Raw genomic sequence first — 20,747 nt, forward strand, 5'->3', positions numbered from 1 at the left:
CTTTATTCATTTTCGATTAACCTTTACTTTAATCATCACTTCTCTACTTATGTTCAATACACGCAAGTTATCCACTATCAGCACACTGTTTTTGTTTTTACTTTCTAGTAATGCGATAGCCCAAAATGCTGCCATCGTAAATGGCAAGTCCATCCCTAAATCTCAGCTAGACAAGTTGGTGCAAAAGTCGAGCCAGCCTGATAACCCGCAAGTACGTGATCAAGCAAGAGAGATGCTAGTAACCCGCGAACTCATTCTTCAAGAGGCGAGTAACCGGGGTGTTACGCAAAAAGAATCTGTTAGAGACCAGCTAGAGCAAGCCAAGATGGGCGTGCTAATTGCCGCTGTTTTCCAAGATTACGTCGAAAAAGAAGGTGTTGCAGACGCTGAATTGAAATCTGCTTATGAGCAGGTGAAAGGACAGTACGCTGGCAAGGAGTATCACGTAGAACATATCTTGGTTGAAAAAGAGGCGGATGCAAAAGCCATAACTGCCCAATTGAAGGCAGGCGGTAATTTCGCTCAAATAGCTAAAGAGAAGTCTAAAGACCCAGGATCGGCTCCAAATGGTGGTGACCTAGGATGGGTCAGTGAGAAGGCGTTAGTGCCAGAGTTTTCAAAAGCAATGGCCCAACTTAAAAAAGGTCAAATTACCGATAAGCCTGTCAAGACCCAGTATGGCTGGCATGTTATTAAGGTTGATGATGTTCGTGATGTTCAGGCTCCCAGCATGGAAGAAATTAAAGATCAGCTAAAACAGATGATCACCGCTGACCAGAATTGGCAAAAAGCGAAGTTTTCTGAGCTAATGCAAAAGCTACGCGCCAAGGCCAAAATACAATAAATCTTTAATAGTAGTAATTTAAATCGCCTTGGAAAACCCAGACCACAACTCTGGGTTTTTTCTTAACTGACAACAAATCGGGTTTAGCTTTATATTAAAAATATGATGATTCTTCACACAATGCTCCGAGTAAGCAATATCAATCGCTCAATCAACTTCTACACCGAAATACTGGGGATGAATTTACTCAGGACTACTGATCGCCCAGAGCAACACTACTCACTAGCCTTTGTGGGCTTTGGTAAAGGCAATATTGATGGCCAATCCGAGCTAGAGTTGACCTACAACTATGGCGTTGAATCTTATGACCTAGGCACTGCTTACGGTCATATCGCCATAAGCGTTCCTAATGCATACGATGCCTGTGAAAAGATCAAGGCCTCCGGTGGCAATGTAACGAGAGAGGCTGGTCCTGTGATGGGTGGCGATACTGTTATTGCGTTTGTGATGGATCCCGATGGCTACAAAATTGAATTAATTGAGCATAGATAGTACGTACCTCGATTGAACTTAGAAGCATTCAAACCTCGTATTGCCAACAGTCTTGCAGATGTTTCTGCTTTGCAATGGAATGGCTTGCTTGGAGAAGATTCTGGCCCATTTTTAAAGTATGAGTTTCTAAAGGCTCTTGAGAGTTGCGGGTGCGTTGGCGAGGATACCGGTTGGCAAGTTGCTCACATCTTAATTGAAGACAAGCAGTCTCGCTTAATAGCAGCGATGCCGCTCTACCTAAAGAGCCATTCCTACGGAGAGTTTGTATTTGATTGGGCCTGGGCTGAGGCCTATGCTCAACATGGTTTGAGCTACTACCCAAAAGCCCTGTGCGCTATTCCATTTACCCCGGTTCGAGGTACAAGATGTCTTGTTGGAAAAGAAAGTGAAAGCGGTCAATTACAGCAAGCTCTTCTTGAAACCCTCAAGACTTTAGTAACTCAAAATCAATTTTCTTCAGCACATATCCTCTTCCCCGATCTAAGTGAGTTACCGAAGATCCAAGAGCAAGGATTCATGCTACGGGACTCTGTTCAGTTTCACTGGCATAACGCCCAATACAAAAATTTTGAAGAATTTTTATCGCACCTGACCATGAAGCGACGTAAGAATATTCGTCGAGAGCGTGCTCAAGTTGGAGGTATGGGCATTGAGTATCGTCACATCCCAGGAGTAGAAAGTACATCCCATGATTGGGAATTTTTTTATCGCTGTTACGAAAATACGTATTTAGAACATCGCTCAAAACCCTATCTCAATCTAGCGTTTTTTCAGGCCTTGGCACTCAGCATGCCTGAAAATCTGCATCTTATTACTGCTATTCGTGACGGAGTTCCTATTGCAGCGTCTTTACTGATTGTGGATAAAGGGGCATCTAAAGCGTACGGCAGATATTGGGGTGCACTGGAGCACATTCCTTGCCTTCATTTTGAAGTGGCCTACTACCAAGCGATCGAATTCTGCATTGATCAGGGCATACAGACTTTCGAGGGAGGCGCTCAAGGTGAGCATAAGATGGCTAGAGGATTTATCCCGAGCACGATTCAATCGGCACACTGGTTAGCTGATCCTCAATTTTCTCTAGCGGTTCAGCGATTTTTAGAAAGAGAGCAACAAGGCATTGCTGCCTATGTAAATGAGCTTGAAGAGCACCATCCCCTGAAATCGACTAAAGTACTTCTATGAATTCAAATCAAAGTCCAAATTCCAGCCTAGATAGCGCTAATTCACTAGGCGTTGGCGACGATTCGTCTGACACTCCCTGCATAGGAGTGTGTACAACGCTTTATGATGAAATTTGCCAAGGTTGCGGACGTACACTTGCGGAAGTCAGCAACTGGGTATTCTTGAGTCAGGAAGACAAGGATGTGGTCTGGAAACGCATTCGTACGGAAGGTACTGCAATGCGATTCCAGCGACAGGCAAAGAATCAGCCTTAAGTAGGCCTTAATCAGCCTTAGCCAGCCAAGGCTTGGCTTCTGAGGTACTCTTCGTAAGTGCCAGAGTAATCAGCAATAGTGCCATCCATCTTTACTTCTAAAATTCGGTTAGCTAGAGCAGAAACAAATTCACGATCGTGAGAAACAAAAACCAAAGTACCTTCGTATTTTTCTAAGGCAATTTGTAAGCTCTCAATAGATTCCATATCCATATGGTTGGTTGGCTCATCCATTGCAAGCACGTTATGCTTTTGAAGCATGAGCTTGCCCCAGATCATGCGTCCCTTTTCTCCACCTGAGAGAACCTTGACGGACTTACTGATATCGTCCCCAGAAAACAATAATCGACCCAATGTACCGCGAATCACTTGATCATCATCGCCAGTGTTGCGCCACTCATTCATCCAGTCCATCAGAATTTCTTCTTTGGCAAACAGTTCGGTGTTGTCTTGCGGCATGACGCCTACATTAGCATTCTCAGCCCACTTTACATCTCCGCTATCGGCTGGAATACCGCTAAAGCGCTTACTTAAGATGGTCTTTAAAAGAGTGGTTTTACCAGCGCCGTTTTGGCCGATGATAGCTACCTTCTCACCCGCGCGAATAGCAATCTTAAAGTTCTTAAAAATAGAACGGTCGTAAGCCTTACTGAGGGCATTACATTCAACGGCCATATTGTGAAGCTTTTTCTCTGAGTCAAAGCGAATAAACGGATTCTGACGGGAGGATGGCTTAATCTCCGTAATCTCAATTTTCTCTAGTTGTTTTTGACGTGAAGTAGCTTGACGCGCTTTAGAGGCGTTGGCAGAGAATCGACTTACAAATGCCTGTAATTCAGCAATCTTTTCTTTGGCCTTGTCATTGGTGCTCAGCTGTTGCGCACGTGCCTGAACGGAAGCAAGCATGTAAGAGTCATAATTACCTGGGTAGACTTTTAAAGTTCCAAAGTCCATATCAGCCATATGTGTACAAACTTCATTTAAGAAGTGGCGATCATGGGAAATAATGACGATCGTACTTTTGATCTGATTGAGAATATCTTCAAGCCAATGAATGGAGTGAATGTCCAAGTTATTGGTTGGCTCATCAAGTAATAAGACATCTGGATCTGAAAATAGCGCTTGAGCCAATAAAACACGCAACTTCCAGCCGGGTGCTACGTTAGCCATCAGACCGTCGTGCTGTTCAATCGGAATGCCAATACCTAACAGCAGCTCACCCGCTTTAGCCTCAGCCGTATAACCACCATACTCCGCATAATTCCCCTCAAGTTCGGCGGCCTTCATATAGTCTTCGTCACTCGCGTCTGGATTTGCGTAAATAGCATCTCGTTCAGCTGCAGCTTTCCACATCTCCTCATGACCCATCATGACGACATCGAGTACTCGCTGATCTTCATAAGCAAATTGATCTTGACGCAACTTACCCAAACGAATTCCGGGATCCAAACTAACGTTGCCACTACTAGGCTCTAACTCACCACCGAGGATTTTCATAAAAGTAGACTTGCCGCAACCGTTTGCACCAATCAAACCATAACGATTGCCACCGCCAAATTTAACGGAAATGTTCTCAAACAGGGGTTTTGCCCCAAACTGCATAGTGATGTTGGATGCGGATAGCACGGCTGGGTCTTACTTTCTAATAATGGAATACATATGCGGATGCGGATTTTGCATCGAAGACCAATATTTTAACGGGTTCAGAAGCTAAATGTTGTAATTTGGCTAATTGTGACCTCCAAATCGCGATAGACATCAAAAATAGTCACTAAAACCTAAAATCCAAGCGATAAAAATCCAAGATATTCAAGGTCAGAATTATTTAAAGGAAAAAAGGATAATGTAGAGATCGATAGGTTAATTTACTAACTCTATTACCCATAGAAATGACCCTGCACCAAGGAACACAAGATGAGTAAAGCAAGTTTTAACTGGGCCGACCCCCTACTTCTGGATACCCAGTTAACCGAAGAAGAGCGCATGATTCGTGATGCTGCAGCGGAATATGCTCAAGGTCGCCTCATGCCCCGGATTCATGATGCCTTTCGTAATGAAACCACTGACCCCGCCATTTTTCGTGAAATGGGCGAACTTGGCCTCTTAGGCATCACTATTCCTGAGGAGTACGGTGGAGCCAATTTGAACTATGTCTCCTACGGCTTAATTGCCCGAGAAATTGAGCGAGTTGATTCAGGATATCGCTCCATGATGAGTGTGCAATCCTCTCTTGTAATGGTGCCCATTAATGAATTTGGCAGCAAAGCGCAAAAAGAAAAATATTTACCTAAATTAGCCACCGGTGAGTCGATTGGGTGTTTTGGACTTACCGAGCCAAACTATGGCTCAGACGCTGGCGGAATGATCACCAGGGCCAAGAAGGTTCCCGGTGGATTCTCTTTAACGGGATCGAAGATGTGGATCTCCAATTCACCCATTGCCGATATATTTGTGGTTTGGGCTAAAAACGATGAGGGCTTGATTAGAGGCTACATCTTGGAAAAAGGCATGAAGGGCCTGTCCGCTCCAAAAATCAGCGGAAAAATGGGTTTACGTGCCTCCATTACTGGCGAAATCGTAATGGACGAAGTCTTTGTTCCAGATGAAAACGAATTCCCTGAAATTACCGGTCTTAAAGGGCCCTTTACTTGCTTAAATTCAGCTCGCTATGGAATTGCCTGGGGGACGCTGGGTGCCGCCGAGTGGTGCTGGTATGCCGCGCGCCAATACACCATGGACCGCAAGCAATTTGGAAGGCCATTAGCAGCGAATCAGTTAATTCAAAAAAAGCTTGCGGATATGCAAACAGAGATTGCCCTTGGATTGCAAGGATGTCTGCGTCTTGGGCGTATGAAAGATGAAGGCATCGCCTCACCAGAAATTACCTCGATCATGAAGCGCAACTCTTGCGGTAAATCTTTGGATATTGCCCGGCTAGCCCGAGATATGCATGGTGGTAACGGTATCTCTGATGAGTACGGCGTGATACGTCATATGCTAAATCTTGAAGTCGTCAATACCTACGAGGGCACTCACGATATTCATGCGCTGATTTTAGGTAGAGCTCAAACCGGTATACAGGCGTTTAGTTAAATCGTAAGCTGAGCGATGATGTGCTTTGCTGCTTTGGCAAACGCTTCATCGCTATCATTTTCAAGCAATACAAAGTTATCCTCACGATAATTCGGAAAGTTACGCACGATTGAGGATTGGTATGAAGGGTCGTAATGTGCCACCAACAATTCTTGTACTAATTCCCTAAACTGGTCTTGATCAATTGCATCGTGCCATTGGTCAATTTTTAATTTTCCGTAACGTGATGTGAGTAAAGAAAGCTTTTGCTTAAAGCTCTCTGGGTTAGATACAAAATGATGGTACTCACGCAATAACCATGACACTCTAGTTGCAGTATCAGATCGTAGCTCGATACAGTTACCGGCACGAATGGTTTCCATTAAGGCATCGGGAACATGTAAGCCGCCCACCTTCTTGCTCTCGGACTCCACAAAAACTACTTGGGATGAGTCAAGTGAATTGAGTGCATTCCACAATAGCGTTTCAAACCCCTTTTGAGAAGGTTGGTCAACATCAGGCTCATTGCCAAGAACAGAGCCACGATGAATTGCTAAGCCCTCAAGATCTAAAATCTGAGCACCCTGCTCCTGTAAATCCTGTAGAACCCGAGTCTTACCACTGCCAGTCATGCCACAAATGACCTGAAAAGAAAAATCTTTTGCGGCTTGCTCTAACCCGGCAATGACTATTTTTCTAAAGCCTTGATAGCCGTCTTCTAACTGCATCGCTTTCCAACCGATACGATTCAAGATATGGGTAAAGGCTCCACTACGTTCGCCACCACGCCAGCAATAAATTAATGGACGCCATTCTCTGGGTAACTCAAGTAAAGATTCCTCTAAATGACGCGCAATATTTTTGGAAACTAATGCTGCACCTAATTTTTTAGCGGCAAAAGGCGAAACCTGTTTGTACAAGGTCCCAATCTGAATGCGCTCTTCGTTATTGAGTACTGGAAAGTTCACTGCACCAGGAATATGATCAAGCGCAAATTCTGCCGGTGAACGAACATCGATAATGGCATCAAACTGTTTAAGACTGCTTGACAGCTCATCCATACCAAGCTTGTGCGGATTACTAGGTTGCAAACATTGCCCTCTTAATAAACCAACACACTAGCGGACTTGTAAGGCCATGTGATATAGATTTGTAGAGCGTGCCCCAGACCGACAAAAAGCTAAGATAGGACCGGGCATTGTTTTCAGTAAACGCGCCATTTCAATAACTTGCTCAGGTGTAAAAGCACCAGGAATAACAGGCAAGAATGCGTAATGCAATCCTAGATTTTCAGCTTGTGCCTTGATAGATTCATTGGTGGGCTGACTAGGGCCAGCCTCAAAATCAGGTCGATTATTGATCACGCTTTTATAGCCCTGACTCACAATCTTCGCCAAGTGGCTTGGATCAATTTGACCAAGGGTAGAAAAATAATCACTGTGACAAGCAATAGGAAGACTCATCTAAAACCTCAAAATTTGGTGTGTGAAAGAACAATTAGTACTATTTTAAATCAGGCGCTTAAACGATGGCCCGTAAAGAAGCGATTGCAAATGGCCATACCGGCAAGCATTGCGACAACAAAAACCAGCGCTTTGATTTGACCGCTCCCAATGGCAACGATCGCAGGTCCTGGGCAAAAGCCTGCAATACCCCACCCCACCCCAAAAATGAGACTGCCAATCATTAGCGGTTTCGAGATGTCGCGCCTAGTTGGCACATGAAACTGACCGCCGAAGAAAGCTTCCTTTTTTATGGAAGCCACATAAAAGCCCCCAAGACCAACCAGTACTGCCCCGCCCATTACAAATAAAAGAGAGGGATCCCAGTTACCTGCAAGGTCTAAAAAATTCAAAATTTTTGCTGGATTACTCATACCGGATATCAATAATCCGAGGCCAAATAGAACGCCAATGAAATACTGACTATAAAAAGTAAAATGTTTTCTCATTTTTATAACCCCAATAGATGACGGATGATAAAGACGGTAGTAAAGCCAGCCAGCATAAATGTCGCTGTAGCTATTAATGAGCGTGGCGAGAGACGTGATATTCCACAGATACCATGACCGCTAGTACAGCCAGAGCCATACTGAGCACCAAAACCCACCAGCAATCCTGCTAGCAAAAGAGCAGCCCATCCCGCATCGATCTCTTGCGCGGCATGTACATTAAACAACAGCGCCCCCCAAAATGGAGCACTCAGAATGCCCGCCACCAACGTAAATCTCCACGCCCAGTCACCCGCTTTTGGAGAAAATAAACCAGAAACAATGCCGCTAATACCCAAAACTCGGCCATGTAAAAGCACATAAAGAATAGCGGCAAGCCCCAATAAGATCCCCCCAAAAAAGGATGGGCCTGGTGTAAATGCTAACCAATCAATTTGCATGATGAACTCCTAGAGAAGGTAGCGCTATAAAGATAACAGTTTGCTTAGGTGCAAGGGTTGGGCGCAAGTCGAATCTGCAAATAGCGCAAAGCCAAGTAGGCCCCGAAGATAAAACCAGGTAACGCCAAAAAAGATCCGAGCGCTAAGGTAGAGATTCCACTCAAACCCTGGCCAACCGTACAACCCAATGCTGTAATACCGCCAAAGCCCATCAATGTAGCGCCTACCAGATGATTGGCAGTGTCTTCTGCGTCACGAAAACTCTCCCACCGAAATGATTTGGTCATGAAGGCAATCAATGCCGAACCCGAAATCATTCCAAGCACAGCGGTAATTCCCACTGTTAGAACCTTGGAAGTATCGCTATACAACATTAATAAATCCAAAGAATAGGCATAAGGTGCAACAAAAGAAAGGCTTTCCATGCGACCAGAATTAGTTACTAAAAATACCTCTTCAAGCGTGTTGGGATCCTCAGCGACAAAGCCTAGATTTCCTGAAATCCACCACACAGCACAAATAGCTAAACCAACTAATGTGCCTGCAAGAATATTTTCAACCGTCCAAAAGACCTTATTGGCTAATGCATAGGCAACAAAAGCAAAGCCGACCATTAAGCCCAATAGCAAATGCAAATCTGGACGTGCAAAACCAGTAAAGGCACTCAGTATGCTGGGAAGATCCTGGGGCGTACTAAGGGCAATAAACACAGAGTCAAGGGTGTTAACGCGCAGTACACCTAAAAACCCACGCATAGTCGTGTAGGCGGTAAGCCCCAGTACTAAAAAGACGATGATGGACTTTAAGTTACCACCACCAATACGTACCAATGTTTTACTGCCGCAACCGGAAGCAAGAACCATTCCAAACCCAAATAAGGTGCTACCAACGATAGTTGAAAGCCATAAAAACTTACTACTGGTATAGATGCTTTTAAGTGGGTCAATCAGACCCAAAAAAGACATGAGGGTGAAGCCAATAATTGCAACCCCAATAGCCAGAAACCATTGCCTGAGACGACCCCAGCTGGACATAATGAATATGTCTGAAACGGCACCCATGCTACAAAATCCAGTTTTTTGCATCACCGCACCAAGCAAGAAGGTAACGGCAAAAGTTGCCAGCAAAACAGATTTGCTAATTGAAGAGATATCTACAGCGTCCATATGAAATTCTAAGAAATTAAGGTTTAAATTTATAAAACTGCTTATTAAGAAAGGCGACAACATCCGCCTCATCTTCAGGAAATAAATCGAGACGAAGCTCGGTATTGCACAATCCCACCATCGCTTTTAATTGAGCGATATTTTTAACCTTGCCGTCACTGCGGGTGTAAATCATGTCGCCGTTTCCAAAGCCCACCTTTTTGGCATGGCATGCATAGCATTTTTGTTGATCAATCAACTTGCCATTCGCAACATCAGGCGAAGCTACCACTAGCGTGCTAATTAGCCCGCAAAATATCAGCAAAATGAATGAACGAAATAAGGAAATAACCATTAAAAAGCAAGGATTGAGAAGTAATCCTCTATTTTAAGGTCTAAATAGCAAAAATACCCTATTCCGCCTGAATCGAGAGATAAACGTTGTAGGCGTTCATTCGGTTGGCGAACCTAAATAAGGGCATTCCATCATATTCTGACCAATCAGCTTGCAGATAGGCCTCTTCAAATGGGTCAAGATTGACAGCGGCATTTGTCATAACCGCACGTAAATACTTCAAGTAATTTCTAGTAAAAGCAATATCTGCTGCCGGATTGCTTGAATAGGCACCATGACCCGGGATAACAATGCTGGGATCAGACCGATCAATCTGATCTAAAGCAGCCAACCACCCCCGACTATCGGCATTTCCCACAAAGGGGATGCGTCCTCGGAATACTAAATCTCCGGCAAATAAGACCTTTTCCGATGGAACATAAACAATGAGATCCTCAGGAGCGTGGGCAGGCCCCACTCTACTGATTAAAAAATCGGCGCCACCGATGGTCAACTTCATTGTTTGATCAATCCAAGTATCTGCGGGAGTTAACCTTGTGCTGGCATTAACCCAGGGAGCAAAGTCAACTCTAGAGGCGATTAATCGTTGCTTGGCGGTCTCGGAGGAAAGGTAGCTTCTACCCTCACCTTGGGCGTATATTTTTGCCCCAATTTTTTTAAATTCCTGTAATCCATAAACATGATCTGCATGGTAGTGAGTGACGATCACTGCCACGATCTTTTGATGTGTTACCTTTTTAATTTCACCAATTAATTTGAGTGCTAGCGTTGGCGACCCCAAAGCATCAATCACCACTACCCCCTTAGGGGTAACGACAAAGCCGGCGTTAGAAATAAAGTTTTGGTTTTTACTGCTACCTAGCTCTGCAAAACCTTGAACAAAATAAGTATGTGGCGCTACTTGAATAGGCTTTAAATTAATTGCACTGGTTAGCAGATTTTCTTGCGCAATGGCAGGGGCAAAAAAAAGTATGCCCGCAATAAAAAAACTACAGACTTGAAGAAGTAGCATGAGGGTCTATGGCTTGATATAGGCGTAGTGATCTTTGTATTGCATGTCAGCAATACGCACCACGCCAGATGGAGTGAAATCCGCATCAAGTACAAATTGATCTTTTTTCAAATTGCGATTTTTTAAAGTAATTTCGCATACTTCAAAACGAACCCCACGGGATTTCAAGGCAGCGACTAACGGGGCATATTCCACATTATTTTTCTTATCCTTAGCACCGTCCATTAAAAGGTCGACACCATTTGCGTGTGTCACCACAATAATCGTAGTGGTAGGAGCGGTATCTAAATGATTGCGGACATTACGGAGCCCCTTTAATCCCTGAGACTCAGCATCATCTATGTGATACACCACTTTAGTAGTGCTACTAGCCTGAGCGAATACAGTAGCGCCCAATCCAAAAGTCAATGCAATCACCAGTAATAATCTTAAAAGAGTTTTCATAGTTAATGCCTTTATTAATATTTATAGAGAAACCATGCCTGGGTTATTGCGAATACCTTTGATAGTAGGCTCGTTTAATTTAACGGCCTTAACTACCTTGATATCGCGTAAGTGACGCTCCATCACATCCCAGATAGCTTCACCACCGGCATTTTTAGCTTCTTCACTTACTGGCGCCCAACCCGCAACTTTATACGTTTTGGATGGCTCTATATCTTTACCATTGAGTCGCATATCTGATATCCGCTTACCAGCAGTTTGATTGGGGTCGATTGTGTACTGCATGCCACCAACGCGGACCATATCACCTCCCTGCTGATAATAAGGATCCGGATTAAAGAGGTTATCCGCAACATCTTCTAAGATCGTCTTGATGGTTTCCCCGGTCATATTGGTGACCGTTGTATAGGGGTAAGTAATCGCAGTTTGATCTAATAAATTCTCACGAGTAATGGCTTGTCCTGGCAACAAACTTGTTCCCCAACGAAAGCCTGGTGAGAAGGCAATCTCTGCATTCTTTTGAGCCATCAGGCCATCCAAGATTAGCTGATCAAAACTACCGTTGAAGTTCCCACGGCGATACAACAAGCTATCGGTTGTTGCTAACTTTTCATTAAGCTTGGCCTCGTAAGGCGCTCTTATCTTTGTAATGAGCTGATTCATTGCAGGATCAGCGGGGATCAAATTAGAAAAGATGGGAAATAGTTTGTAGCGGAAGTCTACTGGCTTGCCACCTTTGACATCAAAATCGAGAACACCTAAGAACTTACTATTGGAGCCCGCATTGGTAACGAGCGTAACGCCATTAGCATTTTTTACTTTCACGGGAAGAGGCACTCCATCATGCGTATGCCCGCCCATAATTGCATCTAAACCTGTAACTCGTGATGCCATTTTAAGATCGACATCCATTCCATTGTGAGAAAGCAACACCACTACTTTGGCACCCTTTGCCTTTACTTCATTAATGGTTTTTTGCATGTTCTCTTCTTGGATGCCATAGGTCCAATCAGGTGTAAAGTAGCGCGGGTTTGCAATCGGCGTATACGGGAAAGCCTGACCAATGATGGCCACCTGAATCCCATTTTGAACTTTCATGACATAGGGGTTAAAAACAGAGTCCCCAAAATCAGCTGTTTTGATATTTTGCGCAATGAAAGAGACCTTACCCTTAAAGTCGCCATCCACAATTTCCATGACTCGCTTTTCGCCTAGAGTCATCTCCCAGTGGGCAGTCATGACGTCGACACCCATAGCTAAAGCCGCGTCAACCATATCCTGGCCATTAGTCCAAAGTGCGGTGCCAGAGCCCTGCCAGGTATCTCCCCCGTCTAGTAGCAGTGCGCCTGGACGACTAGCTTTAATTTGCTTAATCAGCGTGGTCATGTGAGCAAAGCCGCCCATCTTCCCGTAATTTTGTGATGCAGCTACATAGTCAAGATAGGTGAATGCATGAGCATCGCGCGTACCTGGAGCAATGCCATTGGCTTTTAGAAAATATTGCCCAACTAGGTGCGGCGTCTTCCCCTCTTGTGATGCGATACCAATATTGACATTAGGCTCGCGAAAGTAGATCGGAAGAAGTTGCGCATGACAATCCGTGAAATGCAGAAAATGGACATTACCAAATTTTGGTAAATCATAGAAATTTTTGGCCGTACTTTGCGCGATTGCGAAATTAGACTGCAAACTCATCCCACCAGCTGATGCAATTGCAAGAGCCTGTAAAAATTCACGGCGATTGAGAGACATAGTAGTTTCCTTGTTAAAACAGGCCTTTCGGCCTGTTTTCTTGATGTTTACTGAGATTTATTGATTAACTGGAGAGGCTGGGTCAAGAAGTAAAGCCATGACATCTTGCATCTGTTGCTCATTTAAGAGTTTGAAGTGACCAAAACGCGGCATATTGCTACAAGCGTTATAGGCCTTAGAATTATTAATTCGATTCCATGTATACGTCACGATCTCTTGCGAGTAACCGCGTAATTTTCCATAGCCTGTGAGAGAGGGGCCAATATTTCCATAGGAAACTTCTTTAGGATCAATTTGGTGGCAGTTGTAGCATCCACCGCCAACAACAGTGTCAGCCTTATCAGACCAAGTTGCACCGCGACCACTTTGAGCAGTTGCTTCCCCTTTTTTCCAGTCACCAATATATTTTCCATCAGCAGGCTGCTTGATAGTTGCCATATTGATCTTCTGGATTTTTTCACGCATTGCTGCGCCTTGCTTGCTATTAGAAAAAACAGGGTCAGAGCAAAATTTTTGCGTTTCATCTTGCACAATGCGGTCAAGACCCGCAATACCTTCAGCCCTGAAACTATCCTGCATCAGTTTATTAAACTTGGGATCATTTTTTTGTTGCGCAAGAGCAGTAGTGTTTATTAAGCCAGAGAGCAAGATAAAGCCGGTAGCGGCTAAGATTTTTTTCATATGGGACATTTTCATAATCTTTATCAACTCTCTATTAACGCTTAAGACCAGGTGTCTCGACAGTTCCGCCATTCGCATTCTTGGCCATGTACATAGACAAAGCTACGGTAACGTCAGACCCATAGATAGGGAATGGGAAACGCTGTTGACGGAAGCAATCATTTAGACGCTGCTGCATTGTCCAGAATTGTCCACTCGAAACGCGGTAGGCAGGCCAATAACCCCAACCCAAAGCCGCTCCTTTTTGCTCGGTAATATTGGGAAGATCTTGAAGTCGAATGCGCTTCCCAGTTTCGGCATGACAAGAGGCGCAGGAGAAATCCATTGGACCGCCTTGATAGAAGAACGCACGCTTACCAAGGTCATACATTTCTTTTTCCTTAGGATGCGCGGTGCTCACTTTAATTTTGTCACCTTTAGACAAAGTAACTACGTAAGCAACAATGGCCTCCATGTCTTTTTTGGGGCCCTTCTGAAAAGGAGCATCAATCATTTCCTGCGGATCACGCCCCTGAATTACCTGCATACAGGTCATCAGACGAGATTCTAGATCTTGCACCTTATTAGTGTCTTTAAAATATCGTGGCAACTGGGCAGCAGCACCCTTAACCACGCCGGCACCCAATCCTAGATCACACTTTTCAAGCGTTGCATTTTTGGGTCCAGCTGGCTTCTTCCACAATTCTTCGCCAGCCGCCTCATACAACTCTGAAGGGTTGCCATCTGCAATCATCTCGCGATATTTTGCAATATCGTCTGTAGCACTTTTTTGCGCCCAAACTGAACTCGCCGTTAATAATAAAGCTGCAAGCAAGCAAGATGCTGGCACTAATGTCAATTTACGTTGCATGAGCAACCCTTTCAAAACAATTAAGAAGCAGTTGCTTCATCCGTGCGCTTATCGCCCTTACTATCAACCCAGTTAACAACAATCTTGTCGCCTTTTGCACCTTTGTACTTAAAGTTCAAAAATGGGTCTTTAGAAACGGCTGGGCCAAATTGGCCGCCAAATACATTCTTGCCATTTGCGGACACAGTGATAGTGCTAATAAACCATGCTGGAATGGTTTTACCAGAAGCATCTTTGCGCTGCCCCGACTCCATGTCGTGCTTCATCAAAATCTTTACATCAACAGTGCCACCGTTTTCTGCAGCTCTTACGCGCATTGGATCAGCCATTTGGTTCCTCTTTTACTCTAAATAAATTAATTGAATGATTAGCAACTTAGATGGTGTTAGCCACCGCAACCACCAAGCGTTACCTTGACTTCTTTAACAGCCATATTCCATTTGCCGTCAGCCTTGACTAAGGCATAGACGTTAGAAGTCTGACCCATCTTCATACGTGTAGTCACGAATGCGTCTGTTCCAGCAGGTATAAAAAACTGTGCAGCTAAAGCACTTGGATTTTTTTCAACCAGAATAGCCATTTGCTCTGCTTTTAAGGTGGTGTTAATACTCACGGGCACTACAGCACCATTCTCGGCAATATCAGGGGCCACCAAAGTAACCGCAGCAGATTTATCTGCACCAGATGCGCCTAAGATTTTAAAAACATCATCTAAGCTCTTGCCCTCAAAAGCCGCTTTATTCCACTCTTGAGCTTGGGCTAAGCTAATGAGGCCGGTTGAGGCCATCAGACCAAATACTGCTGAATACTTCATTAGACTGCGACGCTGCTGATTCATAAAAACTCCTTTAATGATTTTGATCCTGATCCTGATCCACAACTACATAAAGCCCATTTTGCACCAAAACAGCGTGCAATATTGGCGCACCAGCTACTTATTTACCCCCGGATAGCATCCAAGACACCAAGGCCTTGCGATCATCATCTGATAGTTGAGCATACGCAGGCATCGGAATGGCACCCCAAACGCCTGCCCCACCCATTTTGACCTTTGTCATAAGCTTCTCCTGGGCCCCGCTTTGGCCTTCATACTTTTTCGCTACTTCCGTGATGGAGGGGCCAACTAATTTGGAGCTCAAAGCATGACAGGCAGAGCAATTTTCGCTTTTAAATAGCGAAGACGGGCTTTTAGGTGCGGCTGGGCTGGCCTGAGCGGCAGAAATGATCGCTAGACCACTTGAGCTGGGTAAAGCGCTGATAGGTGGCTTAGTGGTATCTGCGCCTCGGTAAGGCCCATAAGTACGATTTTGGTCAGCGATGTTGCCATGAGCATCTCTAGCAAAACCAGGCAAGGTCGAGCCGATCTGTACAAAAGGAACGCAGTTCTGCATACATTTGCTGCCATTGACGTCTGGTTTTCCAGTAACAGTCCACATTCCGTGCTTTGTGGTCATGCCATTTCGGTTGGGCATTTTTACCCCAGCAATGTTGGCGTTACCCAACACAAAGTCATCAGGAACGATTTCCCCAAGACTGAGGATAAAGGCGACTAAGGCATAAGTATCATCTGGTGAGAGGGATCTTGGCGCGTTCCAAGGCATTGCACGATAGATGTAATCCCATAAGGTTGAAACCGTAGAAACCTTCATCAAAGTCGTTCTCTGTGGCTGCTTCATATCATTTAGAGACGCAACACGACCATTCTTAATGTCTTCTTTGCTTGTGCCGCCAGCAATGGGAGTGAAGATTTCATTAGACTCACCAAAGGTGCCGTGACAATTGGCACATTTAGCCTCCCAAATTACCTGGCCTTTTTCTACAGAGCCAGATCCTTTAGGCAAACCCTTAAAGTCGGGACGGACATCAATATCCCAAGCAGCCACTTCGGCGGGGGTAGCCACTCTTCCAATGCCGGAAAATTTGGTACTGTCCGACTGGGCAAAGCTCCAATGAGAATGCACTAAAAGGAGTGCTGCTAACCCTAGATGGGTTTTTAATTTAGCCAACTTGAACATTGCTAACCTCACCATTAGTATCTAATTTCCAGGACTGGATCGCATTGTTGTGATAGATGGATCGAGTACCACGAACATCACGCAAAGTCTTGATAGATGGCTGGATGTATCCAGTGTCATCTACCGCCCTGGATTGTAAGATCGCGGGTGAGCCATCCCAGACCCAGTCGATGTTAAATCGGGTAATTGATTTTGTGAGAATAGGCGTCTCTAGACGAGCTGTGCGCCAATTGTTACCTCCATCAAATGACACATCTACCCGCTTGACTTTGCCACGACCAGACCAGGCCATGCCACTGACATTATAAAAACCTTTGTCTAGCAATTGCTGGCCACCGGATGGCGTTGTAATAACAGATTTACATTCTTGAACAGAAGTAAATTGACGGTGCTCTCCATTAGGCATCAAGTCAATATAGTGAACAGCTTCATCTTTCGAATTCCATGGCATATCACCAACTTCTAGACGACGCAGCCATTTCACCCAACTAACGCCCTGAACACCAGGCACAACTAAGCGCAGTGGAAAGCCATTTTCTGGGCGCAACATTTCGCCATTCATGGCCCAAGCAACAATCGTGTCATTTAAGGCACTGTCTAAATTAATAGTACGAGTCATGCCCGACCCATCGCCACCCTCAGCTAAGAGGAACTTCCCTTTTTTCAAATCTGCGCCACATTCTTGCAGGAGGACAGATAGAGGTACGCCGGTAAATTCGCAGCAAGAAAGCATGCCATGGGTGTACTGAACCGTAGGTACAGCTACGTTGCCCCACTCCAACCCCGTGTTCGCGCCGCATTCAATAAAGTGCGTACGTGATACTGAAGGCAGGCGCATCAAATCATTCATCGTAAAAACACGTGGATTCTTCACTAGACCATTTACCATTAAACGATGGGTCTCAGGGTTCAAGTTATACCAACCCTGATGATGACGCTCAAAATGTAAACCATTCGGAGTAATCGTTCCAAACAGCCCTTGTAATGGGGTGAAAGCTACCGATGCGGCAGATACTCGAGTGAGGCCCGGTGACTCACGTCGAATGAGGTTCGCCTCGTAGATCGATGGAATCCCATAAGGCATAGTTGCTACATTTTTTCCTAATGTAGTTTGCCACTCCTGCTTCTCTAAAATTGCAGGATCACCCTCGCCAGAAGCAAAGGCAAACGGCGCAGCAAGACCGGCTGAGGTACCAGCTAAGGCAGACATAAAGCCCTTGCGCAGAAATCCACGACGATTTTCATCAAGGCCGTCCGAATTAATTTCAGCAATCAAGCTCTGCGGTACAAAATGCTCTGGAGCTTTTACTAAACGTGCGCGATGACTAGGCTTTTCCACAAGGTGAATATCTTGCTTACTAATTTCGAAGTGTTTTTTGGTCATTTGATTTTTATAAATTGAGTAATTACAACGCAACTAGTGCAAACTCTCAGCAATTTTTGCGCAAACTGTTTGACACATCTCTAGGGTTGCACTGTCCTGAATAGAGTAAAAAACAGTAACGCCCTCTTTTCGCCTAGATAAAATTCCTGCTTGATGCAAGGCGGCTAAATGGCGCGAGACATTTGCCTGACTGGTGCCACAGAGTTCCAGTACTTGCGATACTGATTTTTCTCCGCTACAGACGGCATACATAATGCGTAGGCGTGATGGCTCAGACAGTACTGAAAAGTACTCAGCAACCCTCGTAAAGATAATCTCCATTGCCTCTGGCGAGAGATCTTTTGTGGCTTTTTGAACTTTTGACTTTAGATTCATTAAAAATGATTATATGTACGTATGTGTATGTGCGTATTTATGCATATTAAACACCTTGACTTGCAATAGTTCTATAGTGGCAAACCCTAAAGCCAATACAATCCAAACTGATGGACATCCAAGCAATCCTCCTTTCTCTGAAGCTGTCTTTTTGGACCGTAGCGATCATGCTGCCCCTTGGGATCTGGGTCGCACACCGCCTAGTCAGAATGCAAACAGGTAGAGTTTGGATCGAAGCCGCCCTTGCCTTGCCCTTAGTTCTTCCCCCAACCGTACTTGGTTACTATTTTTTAGTTAGCTTTAGTAACCAAACACTATTTGGCGTACCAATGGTTTTTTCCTTTACAGGCATCTTGATTGCCTCCCTACTGGTAAACATCCCCTTCGCTATACAGCCAATCCAGCGGGCTTTTGAAGCGATCAACCCAGAAATTCGTGAGGCAGCACAGGTGAGCGGTTTAAGCGAATGGCAAATCTTTTACTTGATAGAGCTGCCTCTCTCTTGGAGGGGAATCACCAATGCAGCTGTCCTTACCTTTGCCCATACCCTAGGAGAATTCGGGGTGATCCTCATGGTTGGTGGCGCCATACCCGGGGAAACAAAAACAGCCTCTATTGCTATCTATGACCGAGTTCAGAGTTTTGACACATCCGGCGCGGGAGTATTAGCCCTCCTGCTGTTAAGCATCTCTTTAATTGCGATTGCCATATCGTATGGCGTTCTTGGACGAAGTCAGCCTCACCATCACGGAGCGAGGTAATGCTCAAAGTCAAAATTAATCAAACTGCGCCAGTTTTCCTACAAATTACTTTAGAGTGTGCGCCTGGAGAAGTGCATGCTCTTGTGGGGCCCTCCGGGAGTGGTAAAACGACCATCTTAAGAACGATCGCCGGACTGAATCAGGCGGCAACTGGAAATATTGAATGCAATGATCAAATTTGGTTGAGTACTGATCGTGCAGGCCGAGTTGACAGTTCACTTGCCGCTAAGGATCGCTGCTGTGGATTTCTGTTTCAGCAATACGCCCTCTTTCCACACTTATCTGCATTAAATAATGTCATCATCGCCCTGCAAAATATCGAGTTAACAGCTGCGAGACGCAAGCAGCTTGCTGCCCAATGGTTAGAGCGTATGGGTATTGGGCAGCTTTCTAAACGCATGCCCCACCAACTATCCGGCGGACAACAGCAACGAGTAGGTTTGGCTAGGGCATTAGCAAGAAAACCGTCAATCCTCTTGCTGGACGAACCTTTTTCCGCCATAGATACACCAACACGCTTGGGCTTATATAAGACGCTGGCTGACATACGCATCGATTTAAATATTCCCATGCTATTGGTGACTCATGATTTGCGAGAGGCTGATTTATTAGCTGATCGCATTACCGTGATCGATCAAGGTATTGGCTTACAAACTGCTGCGCCACAAACATTATTTACTAAACCCAGAAACTCTCGTGTTGCAGAGCTAGTCGGTATCAGCAATATATTTCAAGGAAAATTCAACTCGGGTGAACTGTCCTGGGATGGATGTAATCAATTATTTTCTGTTGTGGATAAAGGAAAGATCCCTCCTCATTCACAGGTTGCCTGGGTTATCCCCCAAAGTGGCTTAAGCCTGCACCGCGAATCTTCGAAGACCGGCATCGCTGCTATCGTTGAAGAAATAAGTAGCCTTGGGCAAATTGCTGTCATTCAATTGCGCATAGAAAATAGTGAAATCCGAATTACCTGGGAAGCGTCTACTGCCGAAATAAAGCGCCTAGACATGAGGGTAGATAGCCTCATGCAGATTGAAATGGATGCCAAGCAAATTCACATCATGCCGCTGCGCCCTATTAACGACCCGCGCCGCTTTCAAGAATCGACTTAGGAGCTAAATCTTTTTGGCTACCAAGCCTAGTAAGGCAGATATACCGCTATGTCTGGCGCCTTCTGAAAGTGATTTTTCATAACAACATAAATCTAGAATTTCAAAATCACTCGCAAGTTCACGAATCATCTCTTCGGTATAAAGGTGCTCCATTAAAGAGGGGCCGCCTGTTTTGTATTCCAACTGCTTGGGCGTATAACCTTGAAGAATAAAAATGCCACCTGGTTTTAGAGCTTGGTAAACCTGTTTGAAAATACGTGCACGCATTTCTGGATCGGCAAATTGTATAAAGATGCCCGCAACCGCATCATAGTTATCCTTAACCCAATCAAAACTATCGGTATCGCACAGACTGTACTGAACAGTGACTTTGCTTTCCAGCGCAAATTGCCTTGCTTTAGCCAAGGCAATATCTGAAACATCAAACCCAGTAACGCGCATTCCTTGCTTGGCGAGCCACACACCATTGCGCCCTTCACCATCAGAGATGCAGAGGATTTTCTGACCAGCTGTCAGATGGGCATTACTTTGCTGAACTAAATACTCATTGGGCTCAAGGCCGAAGATAAACTCTGGTTTATTAAACCGAGCATTCCAAAAATCAGTGGCATCTAAAAAACCCAC

25 protein-coding genes are annotated in these 20,747 nt (G+C 44.8%); 7 read left to right on the forward strand and 18 right to left on the reverse strand.

Going from position 1 to position 20,747, the window contains the following annotated elements:
* Positions 1-49 precede the first annotated feature (49 nt).
* The 4 genes from QUD86_RS04455 (at position 50) to QUD86_RS04470 (ending at position 2,775) form a co-directional block, all read left to right on the forward strand.
* Complete coding sequence (locus QUD86_RS04455) at positions 50-844, forward strand: peptidylprolyl isomerase (protein ID WP_286298438.1); 795 nt, start codon at positions 50-52, stop codon at positions 842-844.
* 102 nt (positions 845-946) lie between these two features.
* Complete coding sequence (gene gloA, locus QUD86_RS04460; RefSeq protein WP_286298441.1) at positions 947-1,336, forward strand: lactoylglutathione lyase; 390 nt, start codon at positions 947-949, stop codon at positions 1,334-1,336.
* 12 nt (positions 1,337-1,348) lie between these two features.
* A complete protein-coding gene (locus tag QUD86_RS04465) occupies positions 1,349-2,521 on the forward strand; it encodes a GNAT family N-acetyltransferase (protein WP_286298442.1) in 1,173 nt (390 codons plus the stop codon).
* Complete coding sequence (locus QUD86_RS04470) at positions 2,518-2,775, forward strand: DUF1289 domain-containing protein (RefSeq protein WP_100378572.1); 258 nt, start codon at positions 2,518-2,520, stop codon at positions 2,773-2,775. The genes QUD86_RS04465 and QUD86_RS04470 overlap by 4 nt, the downstream gene beginning before the upstream one ends.
* A 17-nt stretch (positions 2,776-2,792) precedes the next feature.
* On the opposite strand, the gene QUD86_RS04475 is transcribed toward QUD86_RS04470, so the two are convergent.
* Positions 2,793-4,400 (reverse strand): ABC-F family ATPase, encoded by a 1,608-nt coding sequence (locus tag QUD86_RS04475; protein ID WP_286298443.1) that lies wholly within the window; start codon positions 4,398-4,400, stop codon positions 2,793-2,795.
* A gap of 288 nt (positions 4,401-4,688) precedes the next feature.
* Here QUD86_RS04475 and QUD86_RS04480 point away from each other — a divergent pair, with 288 nt between their 5' ends.
* Complete coding sequence (locus QUD86_RS04480; RefSeq protein WP_286298444.1) at positions 4,689-5,867, forward strand: acyl-CoA dehydrogenase; 1,179 nt, start codon at positions 4,689-4,691, stop codon at positions 5,865-5,867.
* Here the strand turns inward: QUD86_RS04480 and mnmH are convergent.
* From mnmH to QUD86_RS04560, 16 genes are all read right to left on the reverse strand, one after another.
* Positions 5,864-6,937 carry a tRNA 2-selenouridine(34) synthase MnmH gene (gene mnmH, locus QUD86_RS04485; protein WP_286298445.1) on the reverse strand — a complete coding sequence of 358 codons (1,074 nt, stop codon included), beginning with the start codon at positions 6,935-6,937 and terminating at the stop codon, positions 5,864-5,866. The genes QUD86_RS04480 and mnmH overlap by 4 nt on opposite strands.
* A gap of 27 nt (positions 6,938-6,964) precedes the next feature.
* Positions 6,965-7,309 (reverse strand): protein tyrosine phosphatase family protein, encoded by a 345-nt coding sequence (locus tag QUD86_RS04490; RefSeq protein ID WP_286298446.1) that lies wholly within the window; start codon positions 7,307-7,309, stop codon positions 6,965-6,967.
* 50 nt (positions 7,310-7,359) lie between these two features.
* A complete protein-coding gene (locus QUD86_RS04495; RefSeq protein WP_286298447.1) occupies positions 7,360-7,797 on the reverse strand; it encodes a DUF6691 family protein in 438 nt (145 codons plus the stop codon).
* Positions 7,798-7,799: 2 nt separating this feature from the next.
* A complete protein-coding gene (locus QUD86_RS04500; RefSeq protein ID WP_286298449.1) occupies positions 7,800-8,237 on the reverse strand; it encodes a YeeE/YedE family protein in 438 nt (145 codons plus the stop codon).
* Positions 8,238-8,281: 44 nt separating this feature from the next.
* On the reverse strand, positions 8,282-9,403 hold the full coding sequence (locus tag QUD86_RS04505) for a YeeE/YedE family protein (protein ID WP_286298452.1): 1,122 nt from the start codon (positions 9,401-9,403) through the stop codon (positions 8,282-8,284).
* A gap of 16 nt (positions 9,404-9,419) precedes the next feature.
* A complete protein-coding gene (locus tag QUD86_RS04510) occupies positions 9,420-9,737 on the reverse strand; it encodes a hypothetical protein (RefSeq protein ID WP_286298454.1) in 318 nt (105 codons plus the stop codon).
* 58 nt (positions 9,738-9,795) lie between these two features.
* Entirely contained in the window at positions 9,796-10,749 is a 954-nt protein-coding gene (locus tag QUD86_RS04515; protein WP_286298455.1) for an MBL fold metallo-hydrolase, read from the reverse strand.
* Between the two features lie 6 nt (positions 10,750-10,755).
* Entirely contained in the window at positions 10,756-11,193 is a 438-nt protein-coding gene (locus QUD86_RS04520) for a DsrE family protein (protein ID WP_286298456.1), read from the reverse strand.
* 21 nt (positions 11,194-11,214) lie between these two features.
* Positions 11,215-12,945 carry a thiosulfohydrolase SoxB gene (gene soxB / locus QUD86_RS04525; protein ID WP_286298458.1) on the reverse strand — a complete coding sequence of 577 codons (1,731 nt, stop codon included), beginning with the start codon at positions 12,943-12,945 and terminating at the stop codon, positions 11,215-11,217.
* Between the two features lie 57 nt (positions 12,946-13,002).
* A complete protein-coding gene (soxX, locus tag QUD86_RS04530; RefSeq protein ID WP_286298460.1) occupies positions 13,003-13,626 on the reverse strand; it encodes a sulfur oxidation c-type cytochrome SoxX in 624 nt (207 codons plus the stop codon).
* Between the two features lie 34 nt (positions 13,627-13,660).
* The gene (gene soxA / locus QUD86_RS04535) at positions 13,661-14,476 is read right to left on the reverse strand and encodes a sulfur oxidation c-type cytochrome SoxA (protein WP_286298462.1); all 816 of its coding nucleotides are present in this window, start codon (positions 14,474-14,476) and stop codon (positions 13,661-13,663) included.
* A 20-nt stretch (positions 14,477-14,496) separates the two neighbouring features.
* The gene (gene soxZ, locus QUD86_RS04540) at positions 14,497-14,805 is read right to left on the reverse strand and encodes a thiosulfate oxidation carrier complex protein SoxZ (protein WP_286298465.1); all 309 of its coding nucleotides are present in this window, start codon (positions 14,803-14,805) and stop codon (positions 14,497-14,499) included.
* Between the two features lie 56 nt (positions 14,806-14,861).
* Complete coding sequence (gene soxY, locus QUD86_RS04545) at positions 14,862-15,314, reverse strand: thiosulfate oxidation carrier protein SoxY (RefSeq protein ID WP_286298468.1); 453 nt, start codon at positions 15,312-15,314, stop codon at positions 14,862-14,864.
* Between the two features lie 97 nt (positions 15,315-15,411).
* Positions 15,412-16,491: a c-type cytochrome gene (locus QUD86_RS04550; protein WP_286298470.1), complete on the reverse strand. Its 1,080-nt coding sequence runs from the start codon at positions 16,489-16,491 to the stop codon at positions 15,412-15,414.
* Positions 16,475-17,830 (reverse strand): sulfite dehydrogenase, encoded by a 1,356-nt coding sequence (gene soxC / locus QUD86_RS04555; protein ID WP_286298659.1) that lies wholly within the window; start codon positions 17,828-17,830, stop codon positions 16,475-16,477. Before soxC ends, QUD86_RS04550 begins: the two co-directional genes overlap by 17 nt.
* Positions 17,831-17,908: 78 nt before the next feature.
* Positions 17,909-18,250, reverse strand: coding sequence for an ArsR/SmtB family transcription factor (locus tag QUD86_RS04560; RefSeq protein WP_286298473.1), 342 nt, complete (start codon positions 18,248-18,250; stop codon positions 17,909-17,911).
* A gap of 110 nt (positions 18,251-18,360) precedes the next feature.
* Between QUD86_RS04560 and modB the strand changes: the two genes are divergently transcribed.
* Positions 18,361-19,011 carry a molybdate ABC transporter permease subunit gene (gene modB, locus QUD86_RS04565; protein WP_286298475.1) on the forward strand — a complete coding sequence of 217 codons (651 nt, stop codon included), beginning with the start codon at positions 18,361-18,363 and terminating at the stop codon, positions 19,009-19,011.
* Positions 19,011-20,123: an ABC transporter ATP-binding protein gene (locus QUD86_RS04570; protein ID WP_286298477.1), complete on the forward strand. Its 1,113-nt coding sequence runs from the start codon at positions 19,011-19,013 to the stop codon at positions 20,121-20,123. Before modB ends, QUD86_RS04570 begins: the two co-directional genes overlap by 1 nt.
* Positions 20,124-20,126: 3 nt before the next feature.
* Here QUD86_RS04570 and QUD86_RS04575 read toward each other — a convergent pair whose 3' ends face one another.
* Entirely contained in the window at positions 20,127-20,747 is a 621-nt protein-coding gene (locus QUD86_RS04575) for a class I SAM-dependent methyltransferase (RefSeq protein ID WP_286298478.1), read from the reverse strand.

It is taken from the genome of Polynucleobacter sp. TUM22923 (assembly GCF_030295705.1).
GTDB lineage: Bacteria > Pseudomonadota > Gammaproteobacteria > Burkholderiales > Burkholderiaceae > Polynucleobacter.